This window comes from Phytopseudomonas daroniae (assembly GCF_004327285.1).
In the GTDB taxonomy this organism is placed as follows: Bacteria; Pseudomonadota; Gammaproteobacteria; order Pseudomonadales; family Pseudomonadaceae; genus Aquipseudomonas; species Aquipseudomonas daroniae.
The window spans coordinates 92211-108231 of record NZ_QJUI01000001.1 but is presented as its reverse complement, the minus strand read 5'-3'; the positions used below and the strand labels follow the sequence as shown (position 1 = coordinate 108231).

The following is a 16021-nucleotide window of genomic DNA, read 5'->3' as shown; positions in this document are numbered from 1 at the left end:
CCTTGCTTTGTCTTGATCCTACCTTGAAGTTGCCGCTTCCCTGGCGGTCGGAGGATTTGCCCGTGGTTGCTGTTCTGTCGCTATTTCGTAGTCGTCTGTTGCTGCCAGTGTTCATTGCGCTGGGTATTGCGCTGTTCGTTCAGGTGCTGCTGGTGCTGGCGCTGACCCGCAGTACGGTAGACGGCCTGGTGACCGATCTGGAGCGGCAACTGGGCAACGATGCCGGGCGCCTTTCCAGCGAGCTGGAGCAAGCCAATCAGGAAGTTTCCGCCAGCCTGGGTGGTCTTTCGGTGCGCACCCGTGAAAGCCTCTCCGCGGGCCTGTCGAGCCGATTGGGTGAAGAGCGCGTGCAGATGCGCGCCAGTCTGGAGAAGAGCCTGAAGGATTCCGCCAATGATCTGGCGCAGTTGCTCGCGGCTGTCGCGCCACGGGCCATGTGGGATTCCGATACTCCGGCGCTGTCCGAATTCGCCCGACGTGCGCAGCGTAATCCCAATGTGTTGTTCGTCGTCTACGACGATGCCGAAGGTAACCATCTGACCCGCTACCTCAACCGACAGAACGAGCAGATCAAGACCATGCTCGAGAAGGGGGCGGGTGAGCGCGCGCTGGACAAGGTCATCGACGCTGCCAAAAGCGATCCCACCGTGTACTTCGTCGAGGCCGGTATCAGCCCCAACGGCGTGGAAATCGGCAAGGTGCTGATGGGCGTGTCCACCTCAGCCATCGATGCCGAACTGGCGGCCATCGATTCGCGCTTCGAGGCGCTGCTGGCCAGTGGCGGGCAGCTGGTCGCCGATAGTCTGGCGGGTGCGTCCACCGAAAGTGCCGCGGCGTTGTCGGCACGCCTGGCGGCGGCGCAACAGGCGGCGCAAGGTATGTCGGCCAATACCGGGGCGGCGGTCGATGCGGCTGCCTCGAACCTGCGCTGGCGTATTGGCCTGGGGTTGGCGGTGGTCGGTTTCGGTGTGCTGCTGGCGTTGGCTATCGTGCTCGGTCGCAGCGTGGTGGTGCGCCTGCGCACCTTGATCGCGGCCCTCGACGATCTGGCGGCGGGTGAGGGTGACCTGACCCGGCGTATCGAGATCGACAGTCGCGACGAAATCGGTGAAATGGCCTCGGCGGTCAATCGTTTCGTCGCCAAATTGCAACCCATCGTGCGTGAGGCTGGCGAAGTGGCGGTGCGTACCGGCCAGGAAATCAGTGCGTTGACGACCCGTAGTGCTGCGGCGGAATCGGCGGCCAAGAGGCAGCGTGATGAAGTGGCCGCCAGCCTGCAGGCGCTGGCGGCGATGGCGGACGAGGCGCAAGCCGAGAGTCGCGCCATGCAGGAGGCCTTGCAGCGGGTCGAGGCGATCCGCCAGGCGACCCAGGAAAATGCCACCATCGCCAATCGTGTGGGCAGCTCCATTGAAGAGCTGGTGCAGCGTGTCGATGCCGGTTCAGCCGTGATCGAGCGATTGGCCAAGCAGAGTGAGCAGATCGAGGTGGTGCTGACCGTTATCCGCTCGATTGCCGAGCAGACCAATCTGCTGGCGCTGAATGCCGCCATCGAGGCGGCGCGGGCAGGGGAGAGCGGCCGCGGTTTCGCCGTGGTCGCTGACGAGGTGCGGGCGTTGGCCAGCAAGACCCAGCAGTCGACCGGCGATATCCAGTCGCACATCGTTGCCCTGCAGCAGGGGGCTCGTGAGGCGGTCGGCGCGATTGGTCAGGCTGGTCAGCAGGCTGATCAGGGCCTGGCGGCGCTACGTGAGAGTGCGCGCCTCCAGCAGGCGGTGCAGCGTTCGGTGGAGGATGTACACGGTGCGATCAATGCAGCGACTCAGGCGGCGGCTCATCAGGCCGAAGGCGCCGATGCGGTGCGCGGGCGGGTCGAGGTGATTCATTCCGAAGCTCAGCGCGCGGCCGAGGCGGTGGCGGCAACGGCGAACAGTGGTCGTGTGCTCGACGGTCTGGCGGGGCAACTGAAGGCCAGCCTGGGGCAGTTCAAGGTCTGAAAGGGCAGCGGCAAGCTACAAGCCATAAGCTTCAAGTGAAAGCAGAGGCTTGACTGACGGGCTGCGGGGCGCTGCATGCTAGCTTGCAGCTTGCAGCTTGCAGCTTGCAGCTTGCAGCTTGCAGCTTGCAGCTTGCAGCTTGCAGCTTGCAGCTTGCAGCTTGCAGCTTGCAGCTTGCAGCTTGCAGCTTGCAGCTTTATTGCAGGCAATAAAAAACCGAGCCATTGGCTCGGTTTTTTGAATTGGTGCCCAGGAGAAGACTCGAACTTCCACGACCGTAAGGTCACCAGCACCTGAAGCTGGCGTGTCTACCAATTTCACCACCTGGGCGTGCAATCTTCGTCGTTTCCGACACGGAGCATTGCGTCCGTTATCCGAAGCACGATCAGATCATGCTTCTAAATTTGGTGCCCAGGAGAAGACTCGAACTTCCACGATCTTGCGATCACTGATACCTGAAACCAGCGCGTCTACCAATTCCGCCACCTGGGCACTGAAACGGATGATTGCTCATCTGTTCCGTGTTACAACGTCTGCTCGACGCTGTGGGCGCGAACTATACGGTCGTGCTTTTACCTTGTAAACCCCCGTCAGCGAAAAATTATTCGCGTCGAAAGCTGACCCGAAGGGCGCTTTCGCGCTTCAATAGACACATGGCAAAACCGACTCTATAGATAAGGTGAACAGGTTCTAATGGCCGATTGGCAATCCCTCGATCCCGAGGCCGCTCGTGAAGCGGAAAAGTATGACAACCCCATTCCTAGCCGCGAGCTGATTCTTCAGCACTTGGCCGAGCGCGGCTCGCCCGCCAACCGTGAGGAGCTGCTCGACGAGTTCGGGCTGACTACCGAAGATCAGGCCGAGGCGCTGCGCCGCCGACTGCGCGCCATGGAGCGCGATGGCCAGTTGATCTACACCCGTCGTGGCACGTACGCGCCGGTGGATAAGCTCGATCTGATCCTCGGTCGCGTCAACGGTCACCGCGATGGCTTCGGCTTCCTGGTGCCGGATGACGGCAGTGACGATCTGTTTCTCAGCCCGGCGCAGATGCGTCTGGTGTTCGATGGCGACCGGGCGCTGGCCCGGGTTTCCGGTCTCGACCGTCGTGGTCGCCGTGAGGGCGCTATCGTAGAAGTGATCTCCCGTGGTCACGAGACCATCATCGGTCGTTATTACGAAGAGAGCGGTATCGGCTTCGTGATTCCCGACAACCCGAAGATCCAGCAGGAAGTGCTGGTCACGGCGGGACGCAACGGTGGCGCCAAGCAGGGGCAGTTCGTCGAAGTGGCTATCACTCACTGGCCGACGCCGCGCTTCCAGCCCCAGGGCGACGTGACCGAAGTGGTTGGCAACTACATGGCGCCGGGCATGGAAATCGACGTGGCGCTGCGCAGCTACGATATTCCTCACGTCTGGCCCGAGGCCGTGGTCAAGGAAGCGCGCAAGCTCAAGCCGGAAGTCGAAGAGAAGGACAAGGAGCATCGCGTCGACATGCGCCATATCCCCTTCGTCACCATCGACGGTGAAGATGCGCGGGATTTCGACGACGCGGTGTACTGCGAGAAAAACGGCAGCAACTGGCGGCTGTTCTCCGGCGGCTGGAAGCTTTATGTCGCCATCGCCGACGTTTCTCATTACGTGAAAGTCGGTTCGGCGCTGGATGCCGAGGCGCAGGTGCGTGGCAACTCGGTGTACTTCCCGGAGCGGGTCATCCCCATGCTGCCGGAAGAGCTGTCTAACGGTCTGTGCTCGCTGAATCCGAAAGTCGACCGTCTGGCCATGGTCTGCGAGATCACCATCTCCAAGACCGGCAAGATGACCGACTATCAGTTCTACGAGGCGGTGATCCACTCCCATGCACGGCTGACCTACAACAAGGTCAGCGCCATGCTCGAGCAGCCGAAGAGCAGCGAAGGCAAGGCCCTGCGTAGCGAATACAAGGAAGTGCTGCCGCACCTCAATCAACTGTACTCGCTGTATCAGGTATTGCTCGCTGCACGTCATGAGCGTGGCGCGATCGATTTCGAGACCCAGGAAACCCGCATCATCTTCGGTTCCGGCCGCAAGATCGCGGAGATCCGCCCGACTCAGCGCAACGATGCCCACAAGCTGATCGAGGAATGCATGCTGGCGGCCAACGTGGCCACCGCGGCGTTCATGCAGAAGCACGGCATTCCTGCGCTGTATCGCGTGCACGACGGCCCGCCGCCGGAGCGCCTGGAAAAACTCAAGGCCTTCCTCACCGAGCTGGGCTTGTCCCTGCACCGCGGCAAATCCAAGGACGGCCCGTCGCCCAAGGATTACCAGGCACTGCTGGAAAGCATTCGTGAGCGCCCGGACTATCACCTGATCCAGACCGTGATGCTGCGTTCGCTCAGCCAGGCCGTCTACAGCGCCGACAATCAGGGTCACTTCGGTCTGAATTACGAGGCGTACGCGCACTTCACTTCGCCGATCCGCCGTTACCCGGATCTGCTGATCCACCGTGCCATTCGCAGTGTGATCCGCTCCAAGCAGGATACGCCTCATGTTCAGCGTGCCGGTGCCGTCAGCATGCCCAAGGCGCGTATCTATCCGTACGACGAGCCGACCCTCGAGCAGCTCGGCGAACAGTGCTCGATGTCCGAGCGGCGTGCCGATGAAGCCACCCGTGACGTGGTCAACTGGCTCAAGTGCGAGTTCATGAAGGATCGCGTCGGCGAAACCTTCCCGGGCGTGATCACCGCAGTGACCGGCTTCGGTCTGTTCGTCGAACTCAAGGACATCTATGTCGAAGGTCTGGTGCACGTCACTGCGCTGCCGGGCGATTATTACCACTTCGACCCTGTGCATCACCGCCTCGCCGGTGAGCGCAGCGGCCGCAGCTTCCGCCTCGGCGACAGCGTCTCGGTGAAGGTGATGCGCGTCGATCTGGACGAGCGCAAGATCGATTTCGAGATGGCTCAGGGCGTTGAGGAAGCACCGGCGACACGCAAGCGTCGCGACTCCGGCAGCGACAGTCGTAGCGGCAAGGGTTCGCGCGGCGGTGCAGCCAGCAACACCGATGTGCAGAAAAGCCGTGATGTCAAGAAGGCGCTGCTCGCCGAGTCCAAGTCGTCTGGCAAGGGCGCCAGCAAGACAGCGGACAAGGGCGGCAAGCCGAGCCGGCATCGCAAGGGGCCATCGAAGAGCAAGGCCAAGTCATGAGTCAACTGGAAAAGATCTACGGCGTGCATGCCGTGGAAGCGCTGCTGCGTCATCACCCCAAGCGGGTGAAGCAGATCTGGCTGGCCGATGGTCGCAGTGATCCTCGCGTTCAGCCGCTGCTCGAACTGGCTGGGCAGGCGCGTGTTGCCGTCGGCCAATGCGAGCGTCGCGAGATGGATGCCTGGGTCGAGGGCGTGCACCAGGGCGTGGTTGCCGAAGTCAGCCCCAGTCAGGTGTGGGGCGAAGCGATGCTCGAAGAGCTGCTCGACCGTTGCGAAGGCCCGCCTCTGTTGCTGGTGCTCGATGGCGTGACCGATCCGCATAACCTTGGCGCCTGCCTGCGCACCGCCGATGCGGCGGGCGCGCTGGCGGTGATCGTGCCGAAAGACAAATCCGCGACGCTGACGCCGGTGGTGCGCAAGGTGGCTTGTGGTGCTGCCGAAGTCATCCCGCTGGTGGCGGTGACCAACCTCGCGCGCAGCCTGGAAAAGCTCCAGCAGCGCGGTCTGTGGGTCGTCGGTACGGCGGGTGAGGCCGAGCAGGAGCTGTTCCAGCAGGACATGACCGGCCCGACCGTGCTGATCATGGGCGCCGAGGGCAAAGGCATGCGTCGCCTGACCCGCGAGCACTGTGATTACCTGGTGAAGCTGCCCATGGCCGGCAGCGTCAGCAGCCTCAACGTGTCGGTGGCCACCGGTATCTGCCTGTTCGAAGCGCTGCGCCAGCGGAGCAGCCGCAAGCGGCAAGCTACAAGCCTCAAGTAAGAGCAAAAGCTTGGCGCTTGCACCCAGGTAGCTCGGGTCGAGCGAGGCGGCACCCGGGAAGGCGCGGGTATCGCTGCGTTCAACCCAGGCTACGAGGCTGCGGTGCTTGACCGCGATGGTGAGGCGTCAGCCACTGGAGCTTGGAGCTTGGAGCTTCTTGCTCAAATTTTCACCAGTTCACCTTGCGTGCGGTGGGGGGCTTCTCTAGAATGTCGCCCCTTGCCGTTATGGCAGGCGCCTGTGCGCCTCCTCGTTTCAGCAAGTCAATAGTGTCATTCACTCCTTGCCTGACCGCATTTCGCGGCAGGCTACAACCCGTAAGGAGCATTCATGCGTCATTACGAAATCATCTTTCTGGTTCACCCGGATCAGAGCGAGCAAGTCGGCGGCATGGTCGAGCGTTACACCAAGCTGATCGAAGAAGACGGTGGCAAAATCCACCGTCTGGAAGATTGGGGCCGTCGTCAACTGGCCTACGCCATCAACAACGTTCACAAGGCTCACTACGTGATGCTGAACGTTGAGTGCAGCGGCAAGGCCCTGGCCGAGCTGGAAGACAACTTCCGCTACAACGATGCCGTGATCCGTAACCTTGTCGTCCGTCGTGAAGAAGCCGTTACCGGCCAATCCGAGATGCTCAAGGCCGAAGAAAACCGCAGTGAGCGCCGTGAGCGTCGTGAGCGTCCTGAAAATGCCGAGTCCAATGACGGCGATGACAGTGACAACAACGACAGCGACAACGCTGACGAGTAATCCACGGATCTTTTGAGGAGCCAATCCCATGGCACGTTTCTTCCGTCGTCGTAAATTCTGCCGTTTCACCGCTGAAGACGTGAAAGAGATCGATTTCAAAGATCTCAACACTCTGAAAGCCTACATCTCGGAAACCGGCAAAATCGTTCCTAGCCGTATCACCGGTACCAAGGCTCGTTATCAGCGTCAGCTGGCTACCGCTATCAAGCGTGCCCGCTTCCTGGCCCTGCTGCCCTACACCGACAGCCACGGCCGATAAGATCGGACGATCGACAAGTAGTAAGGGATAAATCGCATGCGCGCCTTGGCAGAATTCATTATGCGCGGCCGTATGCAGGCCACCCTCGTGGTGGTCGGTTCTGCGGCATTGCCGCTGCTGTTCTGGTTGAGTGCTGCCGCGGGATGCCTGGTGCTTCTGCGGCGTGGTCTGAGTGATGCCATTGGCATCCTCGCCTGGGCTTTGCTGCCGGCCATTGGCTGGTGGTACTTCGGCGAGCCGCGCACCTTGTTGGTGCTGTTGGGCGCGTTGGGGCTGGCGTGTGTGTTGCGCGCCAATCAGTCCTGGAGACGGGTGCTGTTGTTCAGCATCGCACTGGGCCTGGTGTATGGACTGGTATTGGGGGCGACGTTCCGCGAGCCCATCGAAGCCATGGCGCAGGAGCTGAGTAAGCTGCTGCCGCAGATGTTCGATGGCGTTCACCAACAGATGTCGGTGGATGATCAGGCGCGTCTCCAGAGTCTTATTGCACCGGTTCTTACCGGATTGCTGGCAGCTTTGCTGCAGGTGGTCAGCTTGCTGAGCCTGATGCTTGGGCGGTTCTGGCAGGCGGCGTTGTACAACCCAGGAGGTTTCGGTTCCGAATTCCGCGAACTGAGATTTCCGCCGATGCTGGCGATGTTACTGCTGGTCGGTATGCTGCTCGGGCCCAGTCTGGGTGTCGAGATGGCAATGCTGACGCCGTTGTGCAGTGTTCCGCTGGCGTTCGCGGCCATCGCCCTGTTGCATGGGTTGGTGGCCAAGGGCCGACTGTCGAAGTTCTGGCTGGTCGGGCTGTACATCACGCTGCTGCTGTTCATGCAACTGATCTTTCCCTTGCTGGTGGTATTAGCCATCGTCGACAGTCTGTTTGATTTTCGTGGTCGTCTGGCGGACAAACCCGGTTCGGGCCCCGCCAACGGTGAAGGTTAAAAGTTAAGAGGTAACACCCAAATGGAAGTCATCCTGCTGGAAAAAATCGCCAACCTGGGCAACCTGGGCGATAAAGTGAACGTTAAAGCCGGTTACGGCCGTAACTTCCTGCTGCCGCAAGGCAAAGCTACCGCTGCCACCGAAGCCAACGTCGCTGCTTTCGAAGCTCGTCGCGCTGACCTGGAAAAAGCCGCTGCCGACAAGAAAGCTTCGGCCGAGTCGCGTGCTGCTCAGCTGGCCGAGCTGGAAGTCACCATCACCGCTACCGCGGGCGATGAAGGCAAGCTGTTCGGTTCCATCGGTACTCACGACATCGCTGATGCCCTGACCGCCTCCGGCGTTGAAGTGGCCAAAGCTGAAGTTCGTCTGCCGAACGGTACCATTCGCCAGGTTGGCGAATACGACGTAGCCGTGCACCTGCACAGCGATGTCGAAGCTACCGTAAAGGTAATCGTAGTAGCCGCTTAATCGCGCTGCTCAGCGGGTTTGCACTCCGGTGCGTTCCCGCTAACATCGGGCACGGCATTGCGAAAGCGATGCCGTGCCTTTTGTTTTTCAACGCAAGCATTCTTTCCAGGCTCCCATGAACGACATCAGCATCACTGAACAGTACGACCTGCAAACCTCTGCCCTGAAAGTGCCGCCGCACTCGATCGAGGCCGAGCAGGCGGTGCTCGGTGGTCTGATGCTCGATAACAATGCGTGGGAGCGGGTACTCGACCAGGTTTCCGATGGCGATTTTTACCGCCACGATCACCGCCTGGTGTTTCGCGCCATTCACAAGCTTGCTGAGCGCAATCAACCGTTCGACGTGGTGACCCTGTCTGAGCAACTGGACAAGGAAGGGCAGCTGCCTCAGGTTGGTGGCCTGGCCTACCTGGGCGAACTGGCGAAGAACACGCCGTCGGTGGCCAACATCAAGGCCTACGCGCAGATCATTCGCGAGCGCGCCACGCTGCGCAAACTGATCGGTATCAGCAACGAGATCGCTGACAGCGCCTATGCGCCGGAAGGCCGTACGGGCGAGGAAATTCTCGACGAAGCCGAACGACTGATCTTTCAGATCGCCGAGGCGCGACCGAAGACCGGTGGTCCGGTGGGCATCAACGATATTCTGGTCAAGGCCATCGACCGTATCGACGAGCTGTTCAATAACGGCGATGCGATTACCGGCTTGTCCACCGGATTTTCCGATCTGGATGATCTGACCAGTGGCCTGCAGCCAGCCGACCTGATTATCGTCGCCGGTCGTCCGTCGATGGGTAAGACCACGTTCGCCATGAACCTGGTGGAAAACGCGCTGATGCGCAGCGACAAGTCGATCCTGGTGTACTCCCTGGAGATGCCCTCCGAATCCATCGTGATTCGTATGCTGGCGTCCCTTGGTCGTATCGATCAGACCAAGGTGCGTGCCGGTCGCCTGGATGACGACGATTGGCCGCGGCTGACCTCGGCGGTCAACCTGCTCAACGACCGCAAGCTGTTCATCGACGATACCGCCGGTATCTCGCCTTCGGAGATGCGCGCACGTTCCCGGCGCCTGGCGCGTGAACATGGCGAGATCGGCCTGATCATGGTCGACTACCTGCAACTTATGCAGATTCCCGGCTCCAGTGGCGACAGCCGGGTGAACGAGATTTCCGAGATATCGCGCTCGCTCAAGGCGCTGGCCAAAGAGTTCAACTGCCCGGTGATCGCGCTGTCCCAGCTCAACCGGGGGCTCGAGCAACGCCCGAACAAGCGCCCGATCAACTCCGACTTGCGCGAGTCCGGTGCGATCGAGCAGGACGCCGACATCATCATGTTCGTGTACCGGGACGAGGTCTATCACCCCGAGACCGAATACAAGGGCGTGGCCGAGATCATCATCGGCAAGCAGCGTAACGGCCCACTGGGTACGGCACGTCTGGCGTTCCTCGGCAAATACTCGCGCTTCGAGAACCTGGCGCCGGGCAGCTACCAGTTTGAGGACGAATAACCCTCACCGTGTTTTTTAGGGTTTCAGCACGCTCGCGCCGGAGTTCGTTCTGCCGCTAGACAAGGCACAAGCTGCGAACTCCAGCTTGCACGGTTGGAACTCTGACCGGTGTTTGCCTGGAACGAATGTTGCCGTTTGAGAGGCGAGTTGAGCTCCAGTTCAGTGCTACTGGCTCAAGAGTGATGACTTCGGCCCAGGCGCCAATGCTCAGGTCTGGGCGCATCAATAGCGAGGTCAGAAAATGGCTGGGCCAGCATGCCGTCAGATAGACCGCCAAGCGACGTTTTACCCCAGCGGTACAGTCGGGTTTGGTTAAAATTTGTGCTATATTCCGCGCCCCGTGAAATTCCTGATTAAATCGGTTATCGCCATGCAAGCCGCCAAGCCGCTGTTCGACTATCCAAAATACTGGGCCGAGTGCTTCGGCCCGGCGCCTTTCCTGCCGATGAGCAGGGAGGAGATGGATCAGCTTGGCTGGGATTCCTGCGACATCATCATCGTTACCGGTGATGCCTACGTCGACCACCCGTCGTTCGGGATGGCGATCATTGGCCGGTTGCTGGAGTCCCAGGGTTTTCGCGTCGGGATCATTGCCCAACCCAACTGGCAGTCCAAAGACGACTTCATGAAGCTGGGCGAGCCAAACCTGTTCTTCGGCGTCGCGGCCGGCAACATGGACTCGATGATCAATCGCTACACCGCGGACAAGAAAATCCGTTCCGACGACGCCTACACGCCTGGCGGTCTGGCGGGCAAGCGCCCGGATCGTGCCAGCCTGGTCTACAGCCAGCGCTGCAAGGAAGCCTACAAGCACGTACCGATCGTGCTCGGTGGCATCGAAGCCTCGCTGCGCCGCATCGCCCACTACGACTACTGGCAGGATCGGGTACGTAACTCGATCCTGATCGATGCCTGCGCCGACATCTTGCTCTACGGCAACGCCGAGCGTGCCATCGTCGAAGTCGCCCAGCGTCTGTCCTATGGCGAGAATATCGAAACCATCACCGATATCCGCGGTACCGCCTTCATTCGCCGTGACACGCCGAAAGACTGGTACGAAGTCGACTCCACGCGCATTGACCGTCCGGGCAAGATCGACAAGATCATCAACCCGTACGTCAACACCCAGGATACCCAGGCCTGCGCCATCGAGCAGGACAAGGGTGCGGCCGGCTCAGGCCCGGTCGAGGATCCGAACGAAGCGAAAGTTGTGCAGATCCTCGCCAGCCCGAAGATGACCCGCGACAAGACGGTGATTCGCCTGCCGTCCATGGAGAAGGTGCGCAACGATCCGGTGCTCTATGCCCACGCCAACCGTGTACTGCACCTGGAGACCAACCCGGGCAACGCCCGCGCGCTGGTGCAGAAGCACGGCGAAATCGATGTCTGGTTCAACCCGCCACCCATCCCGATGACCACCGAAGAAATGGACTATGTGTTCGGCATGCCGTACATGCGTGTCCCGCATCCGGCGTACGGCAAGGAGAAGATCCCGGCCTACGAGATGATCCGTTTCTCGGTGAACATCATGCGCGGCTGCTTCGGCGGCTGTACCTTCTGCTCGATCACCGAGCATGAAGGCCGCATCATCCAGAACCGTTCGGAAGAATCGATCATTCGTGAGATCGAGGAAATTCGCGACAAGGTGCCGGGCTTTACCGGTGTCATTTCCGACCTCGGCGGCCCGACTGCGAACATGTACCGCATCGCCTGCAAGAGCCCGGAAATCGAATCCGCGTGCCGTAAGCCGTCTTGCGTGTTCCCCGGCATCTGCCCGAACCTGAATACCGATCACTCCTCCTTGATCCAGCTGTATCGCAGTGCCCGCGCGTTGCCGGGGGTGAAGAAGATTCTCATCGCTTCCGGCTTGCGCTACGACCTCGCGGTCGAGTCGCCGGAGTACGTCAAGGAGCTGGTCACCCACCACGTCGGTGGCTACCTGAAGATCGCCCCGGAGCACACCGAGGAAGGCCCGCTCAACCAGATGATGAAACCGGGCATTGGCAGCTATGACAAGTTCAAGCGCATGTTCGAGAAGTATTCCAAGGAAGCGGGCAAGGAGCAGTACCTGATCCCTTACTTCATCGCCGCTCATCCTGGCACCACCGATGAAGACATGATGAACCTGGCCCTGTGGCTCAAGGGCAACGGCTTCCGCGCCGACCAGGTGCAGGCGTTCTACCCGTCGCCGATGGCGACCGCCACGGCCATGTACCACTCGGGCAAGAACCCGCTGCGCAAGGTCACCTACAAGAGTGACGGCGTGACCATCGTCAAGAGCGAGGAGCAGCGTCGTCTGCACAAGGCGTTCCTGCGTTACCACGATCCGAAGGGCTGGCCGATGCTGCGTGAGGCGCTGCAGCGCATGGGGCGTGCCGACCTGATCGGTGACGGCAAGCAGCATTTGATCCCGACCTATCAGCCGAAGGCTGATGAGTACCAGAGTGCCCGCCGCAAGAACTCCACGCCTGCCGGCAGCAAGAAGGTTGCGGGTAATTCCGGCAGCAAGCCTGCTGGTGGGCGCATCCTCACCCAGCACACCGGTCTGCCACCGCGTGGCAGCGACGGCAGCAAGCCCTGGGACAAGCGCGAGCAGGCCAAGGCGGCTGCCGAAGCGCGCAACCAGCAGGCCGCCCGCGAGCGCGCGGGGGCCGGCAAGGGCAAAGGCAAGAAGCCGGCGAAGAAGCCCGCCGTTCCGCGTTGATCGCGCTGCCTGGCGCTTTCCTGCCAGGCAATCACCGTTTGTGATCTCTATGGTGGGCCTCGGCCCACCCAATCGCGATATCCCCTTTGCAATCGGCCATGAGTTGTAGGGTGGACAACGCTCTTTTTGTCCACCATTGCGATCGCAAGGTGGTGGACGGTAAAGCGTCGTCTACCCTACGAGCGACCGCTTACGTTGCACGCTCAGTCGACGCTGAAACGGCAGGTCAGATAGCGGTTGCTGGCGCCATAGCGCAGGATCGAGAAAAGCCGTTTGAACAAGTACAGCGGGTGGCTGCGGTAGTACGCCAGCACGGCGTTGCCGACGCCTTCCGAGCGGTGCTGGCGGGCGGCTTTCCTGGGCTTCTTGAACAACCCGGAAAACTCCCAGCGCTGGATCTGCTCGAAACGTTCCTGAGGTTCAAGGCCGTGGCGGCGGAACAGCGCGAAGAAGCTGCGCGGGCTGAAATCGTGAAGGTGATGGGGGTTGCCATCCAGGGTCGGCGTGGTCGGCACCGAGGCGATGATGCGGCCACCCTTGGCCAGCAGGCTGGCGTAGTTCTCCACCAGGCGAACCGGGTCGGGCAGATGCTCGATGGTTTCCAGGCTGACGATACTGTCGAAGCCCTCGCTGTCGGTGAAGGTTTCTGCGTTCGCGCACAGGTAGCGCAGATTGGCTTTCTGGTAGTTTGCCTGGGCATAGGCAATCGCTTCGGGATCGATGTCGATGCCGGTGATCTGCTTGTCAGGGTGCTGTTCGGCCAGCAGCGCACTGCCGTAGCCGCAGCCGCAGGCCATGTCGAGCACGCGTTGGCCATGCAGTGAGCGGCTGGCGAACGCGTAGCGCTGCATATGCAGGTCGAGAGTTGCCTGGTCGGCCGCCAGCCTTTCGTCCATCTGCAGCGGGTAGATACGTTCGAGTGTGTGCACGGCTGACCTTCCATGGAGAAATATCGCGAAATATAAAGCAGCCGCGACCCCTTGTCCCCATTCGTTCAGCGTCAGCCGTAACGTTTCTTCGCCTCGATGGCCAGCCCGCTGCCGATGCTGCCGAACGTATTGCCTTCCACGTGTCGGGCATTGGGCAGCAGGGCGGCCACACTCTGGCGCAAGGCCGGCACGCCGCTGGAGCCACCGGTGAAGAATACCGTGTCGACCTGCTCCAGCCCCACGCCTGCATCGGCGAGCAACCCGGTAACACTGGCGCGGACGCGCTCGAGCAGCGGGGCGATACTGCCTTCGAACAGCTCTCGAGTCAGCTCGGCGACCAGACCGGCCTCGATGCGCTGCAGGTCGATGGGATGCTGAAGATGCTCGGTCAGAGCGATCTTGCTGTCTTCCACCTGCATCGCCAGCCAGTGGCCGGCGCGCTGCTCGATCAGGCGGAATAGTCGATCGATGCCGGTCGGGTCGACGATGTCGTAACGCATGTTCTGCAGCGCCCGCTGCGAGGCGGCCGAATAGACCACGTTGATGGTGTGCCAGGTCGCCAGGTTGAGGTGGAAGCTGGTGGGCATCAGCGCGTCGCTCTTCATCCGGCTGCCGTAGCCGAACAGCGGCATCACGCCCTGCAGGCTGAGCTGCTTGTCGAAGTCGGTACCACCGATATGCACACCGCCAGTGGCCAGGATGTCGTTCTGCCGCTCGGCCTGCTGCCGGCGTTCCGGTGCCAGGCGCACCAGGGAAAAGTCCGAGGTACCACCGCCTATATCGACGATCAGCACCAGCTCTTCACGCTCGATGGTGGATTCGTAGTCGAAGGCCGCGGCAATCGGCTCGTACTGGAAGGATACGTCCTTGAAACCCAGCTTCTGGGCCACGGCGATCAGGGTCTTCTCGGCTTCCTGGTCGGCTTGCGGATCGTCATCCACGAAGAACACCGGGCGGCCCAGTACCACGGCGTCGAACGGGCGCTCGGCAACCGCTTCGGCGCGTTTCTTCAGTTCGCCGATGAAGAAACCGAGCAGATCCTTGAACGGCAGGGCGCTACCCATCACCGCGGTTTCGCTCTTCAGCAGCTTGGAACCGAGCAGGCTCTTCAGCGAGCGCATCAGGCGGCCTTCGTAGCCTTCCAGGTACTCGTGCAGGGCCAGGCGGCCATAGACCGGGCGGCGTTCTTCGAGGTTGAAGAACACCACCGAGGGCAGGGTGATCTTGCCGTCTTCCAGCGGGATCAGCGTTTCGCCGCCCGGGCGCAACCAGCCAACGGTGGAGTTGGAAGTGCCGAAGTCGATACCGCAGGCGCGGGCAGGTGTGGAAAAGGACATTGACGCGCGGCTCCTGAAAAAACGGCCGCGCATTCTAGGCGAAATGCAGCTGGAGTGCTGCCGCTTCGTCAGGGTAATGGAGGATTTTGTGCTTCGCTGCGCTTGAGGCGCCATTGGCCCCATTCGAAGCCCAGCACCACGATCAGCGACAGGGCGAAGGGCAGTAGCAGGTAGAAGCCGCGGAACACGATCAGCGCGGCCAGCACGTCCGAAGGGGGGATCTCTGGCAGCGCGGCGAGAAAGCTGACCTCCAGCACGCCCAAGCCGCCCGGAGCGTGGGACAGCAGGGCGAGCGAGAAGGACGCGAGGAACACGCCGAGAACGACCAGGTAGCCGGGATTATAGGCTTCCGGCAGCGCGAAATAGATGATCGCCGCGGCGCAGGCCAGCTCCAGCGGGCCTGCCAGCAACTGGCGACCGACAATGCGCAGGCGTGGGTATTCGACGTGCAGCTTGCCGAAGTTCCAGGGTTTGAACTGCAGCCACGAGCCCAGCACGTACAGGCCGACCAGCAGCAACAGGAACGAGCCGACGGCGATGGAAACCAGCGGGGTGACGTCCAGCACGCGGTGGATCAGATTCGGCTGAAGTACCAGTACGCAGCCGCTGGCCAGCAGGGTGCCGAGGGCGAAGGTGAACGAGCAGAAGACGATCAGGATGCCGATTTCGTGGGGCGTCAGGCCCTTGGTGCGATAGGCGCGGTAGCGAACCACTGCACCGGAGAACACCGACGCGCCGATATTGTGGGCCAGGGCGTAGGTGGTGAAGGAGCACAGGGTGATGAAGCGCCAGGAAATCTTCTTGCCCAGGTGGGCGATGGCGATGCGGTCGTACCAGGCCAGGGCGCAATAGGCGCCGAAGGTGGCGGCACCCGCGAGCATCCAGTTGAGGTGCGGAATGGCCCTGAGGCTTTCAGCGATCTCGTCGAGAGAGATGTTGCGTACTTCGCGGTAGAGCAAGAAGCAGGACGCCACCACGGCACACAACCCGATCAGCGTCCAGATCAGGTCACTGCGTTTCATCGTGGGTTTGGTACCTTGCAACTGCGATCCCCTGTTTCACGTCTCTACGGACAGTTGGCTCTGCATTCGATGAGCTGTCGCAGCCATCGTTCATACCTTATCCCGAGGGTATATCCCGTCGCGATGTAGGTGTACAGGGTGCGCAGTATCCCGGAGGCGGGC

Annotated in this window: 12 protein-coding genes and 2 tRNA genes; 9 read left to right on the top strand and 5 right to left on the bottom strand. The window is 61.3% G+C overall.

From position 1 onward, the window contains the following. Positions 1-62: 62 nt before the first annotated feature. Positions 63-1997 (top strand): methyl-accepting chemotaxis protein, encoded by a 1935-nt coding sequence (locus DNK06_RS00490; RefSeq protein ID WP_131178091.1) that lies wholly within the window; start codon positions 63-65, stop codon positions 1995-1997. A gap of 243 nt (positions 1998-2240) precedes the next feature. Here the strand turns inward: DNK06_RS00490 and DNK06_RS00485 are convergent. Continuing rightward, positions 2241-2327: transfer RNA gene (locus DNK06_RS00485), tRNA-Leu, on the bottom strand. Between the two features lie 75 nt (positions 2328-2402). After that, positions 2403-2489: transfer RNA gene (locus DNK06_RS00480), tRNA-Leu, on the bottom strand. 201 nt (positions 2490-2690) lie between these two features. Between DNK06_RS00480 and rnr the strand changes: the two genes are divergently transcribed. The 8 genes from rnr (at position 2691) to DNK06_RS00440 (ending at position 12571) form a co-directional block, all read left to right on the top strand. Beyond that, on the top strand, positions 2691-5183 hold the full coding sequence (gene rnr, locus DNK06_RS00475) for a ribonuclease R (protein ID WP_131178090.1): 2493 nt from the start codon (positions 2691-2693) through the stop codon (positions 5181-5183). Beyond that, positions 5180-5947, top strand: a complete 768-nt coding sequence (gene rlmB / locus DNK06_RS00470; protein ID WP_131178089.1) for a 23S rRNA (guanosine(2251)-2'-O)-methyltransferase RlmB — start codon at positions 5180-5182, stop codon at positions 5945-5947. The genes rnr and rlmB overlap by 4 nt, the downstream gene beginning before the upstream one ends. Positions 5948-6277: 330 nt before the next feature. Next, on the top strand, positions 6278-6700 hold the full coding sequence (gene rpsF / locus DNK06_RS00465) for a 30S ribosomal protein S6 (protein ID WP_070880841.1): 423 nt from the start codon (positions 6278-6280) through the stop codon (positions 6698-6700). 28 nt (positions 6701-6728) lie between these two features. Beyond that, entirely contained in the window at positions 6729-6959 is a 231-nt protein-coding gene (gene rpsR, locus DNK06_RS00460) for a 30S ribosomal protein S18 (protein WP_003246847.1), read from the top strand. 36 nt (positions 6960-6995) lie between these two features. Then, positions 6996-7889: a YybS family protein gene (locus DNK06_RS00455; RefSeq protein WP_131178088.1), complete on the top strand. Its 894-nt coding sequence runs from the start codon at positions 6996-6998 to the stop codon at positions 7887-7889. A gap of 21 nt (positions 7890-7910) precedes the next feature. After that, complete coding sequence (rplI, locus tag DNK06_RS00450) at positions 7911-8357, top strand: 50S ribosomal protein L9 (RefSeq protein WP_131178087.1); 447 nt, start codon at positions 7911-7913, stop codon at positions 8355-8357. Between the two features lie 115 nt (positions 8358-8472). Further along, entirely contained in the window at positions 8473-9867 is a 1395-nt protein-coding gene (gene dnaB / locus DNK06_RS00445; protein ID WP_084308384.1) for a replicative DNA helicase, read from the top strand. A gap of 370 nt (positions 9868-10237) precedes the next feature. Beyond that, positions 10238-12571, top strand: a complete 2334-nt coding sequence (locus DNK06_RS00440) for a YgiQ family radical SAM protein (RefSeq protein WP_131178086.1) — start codon at positions 10238-10240, stop codon at positions 12569-12571. A 203-nt stretch (positions 12572-12774) separates the two neighbouring features. On the opposite strand, the gene DNK06_RS00435 is transcribed toward DNK06_RS00440, so the two are convergent. From DNK06_RS00435 to DNK06_RS00425, 3 genes are all read right to left on the bottom strand, one after another. Continuing rightward, positions 12775-13500: a class I SAM-dependent methyltransferase gene (locus DNK06_RS00435; RefSeq protein WP_131178085.1), complete on the bottom strand. Its 726-nt coding sequence runs from the start codon at positions 13498-13500 to the stop codon at positions 12775-12777. Positions 13501-13571: 71 nt separating this feature from the next. Beyond that, positions 13572-14837: an Hsp70 family protein gene (locus DNK06_RS00430; RefSeq protein WP_131178084.1), complete on the bottom strand. Its 1266-nt coding sequence runs from the start codon at positions 14835-14837 to the stop codon at positions 13572-13574. A gap of 68 nt (positions 14838-14905) precedes the next feature. Then, entirely contained in the window at positions 14906-15859 is a 954-nt protein-coding gene (locus tag DNK06_RS00425) for a lysylphosphatidylglycerol synthase transmembrane domain-containing protein (protein WP_131178083.1), read from the bottom strand. Between the last annotated feature and the right edge of the window lie 162 nt (positions 15860-16021).

Coding starts and splice junctions, on each gene's coding strand:
- rnr (WP_131178090.1), top strand. CDS start 2,691: ATGGCCGATTGGCAATCCCTCGATCCCGAGGCCGCTCGTGAAGCGGAA.
- rlmB (WP_131178089.1), top strand. CDS start 5,180: ATGAGTCAACTGGAAAAGATCTACGGCGTGCATGCCGTGGAAGCGCTG.
- rpsF (WP_070880841.1), top strand. CDS start 6,278: ATGCGTCATTACGAAATCATCTTTCTGGTTCACCCGGATCAGAGCGAG.
- rpsR (WP_003246847.1), top strand. CDS start 6,729: ATGGCACGTTTCTTCCGTCGTCGTAAATTCTGCCGTTTCACCGCTGAA.
- DNK06_RS00455 (WP_131178088.1), top strand. CDS start 6,996: ATGCGCGCCTTGGCAGAATTCATTATGCGCGGCCGTATGCAGGCCACC.
- rplI (WP_131178087.1), top strand. CDS start 7,911: ATGGAAGTCATCCTGCTGGAAAAAATCGCCAACCTGGGCAACCTGGGC.
- dnaB (WP_084308384.1), top strand. CDS start 8,473: ATGAACGACATCAGCATCACTGAACAGTACGACCTGCAAACCTCTGCC.
- DNK06_RS00440 (WP_131178086.1), top strand. CDS start 10,238: ATGCAAGCCGCCAAGCCGCTGTTCGACTATCCAAAATACTGGGCCGAG.
- DNK06_RS00430 (WP_131178084.1), bottom strand. CDS start 14,837: ATGTCCTTTTCCACACCTGCCCGCGCCTGCGGTATCGACTTCGGCACT.
- DNK06_RS00425 (WP_131178083.1), bottom strand. CDS start 15,859: ATGAAACGCAGTGACCTGATCTGGACGCTGATCGGGTTGTGTGCCGTG.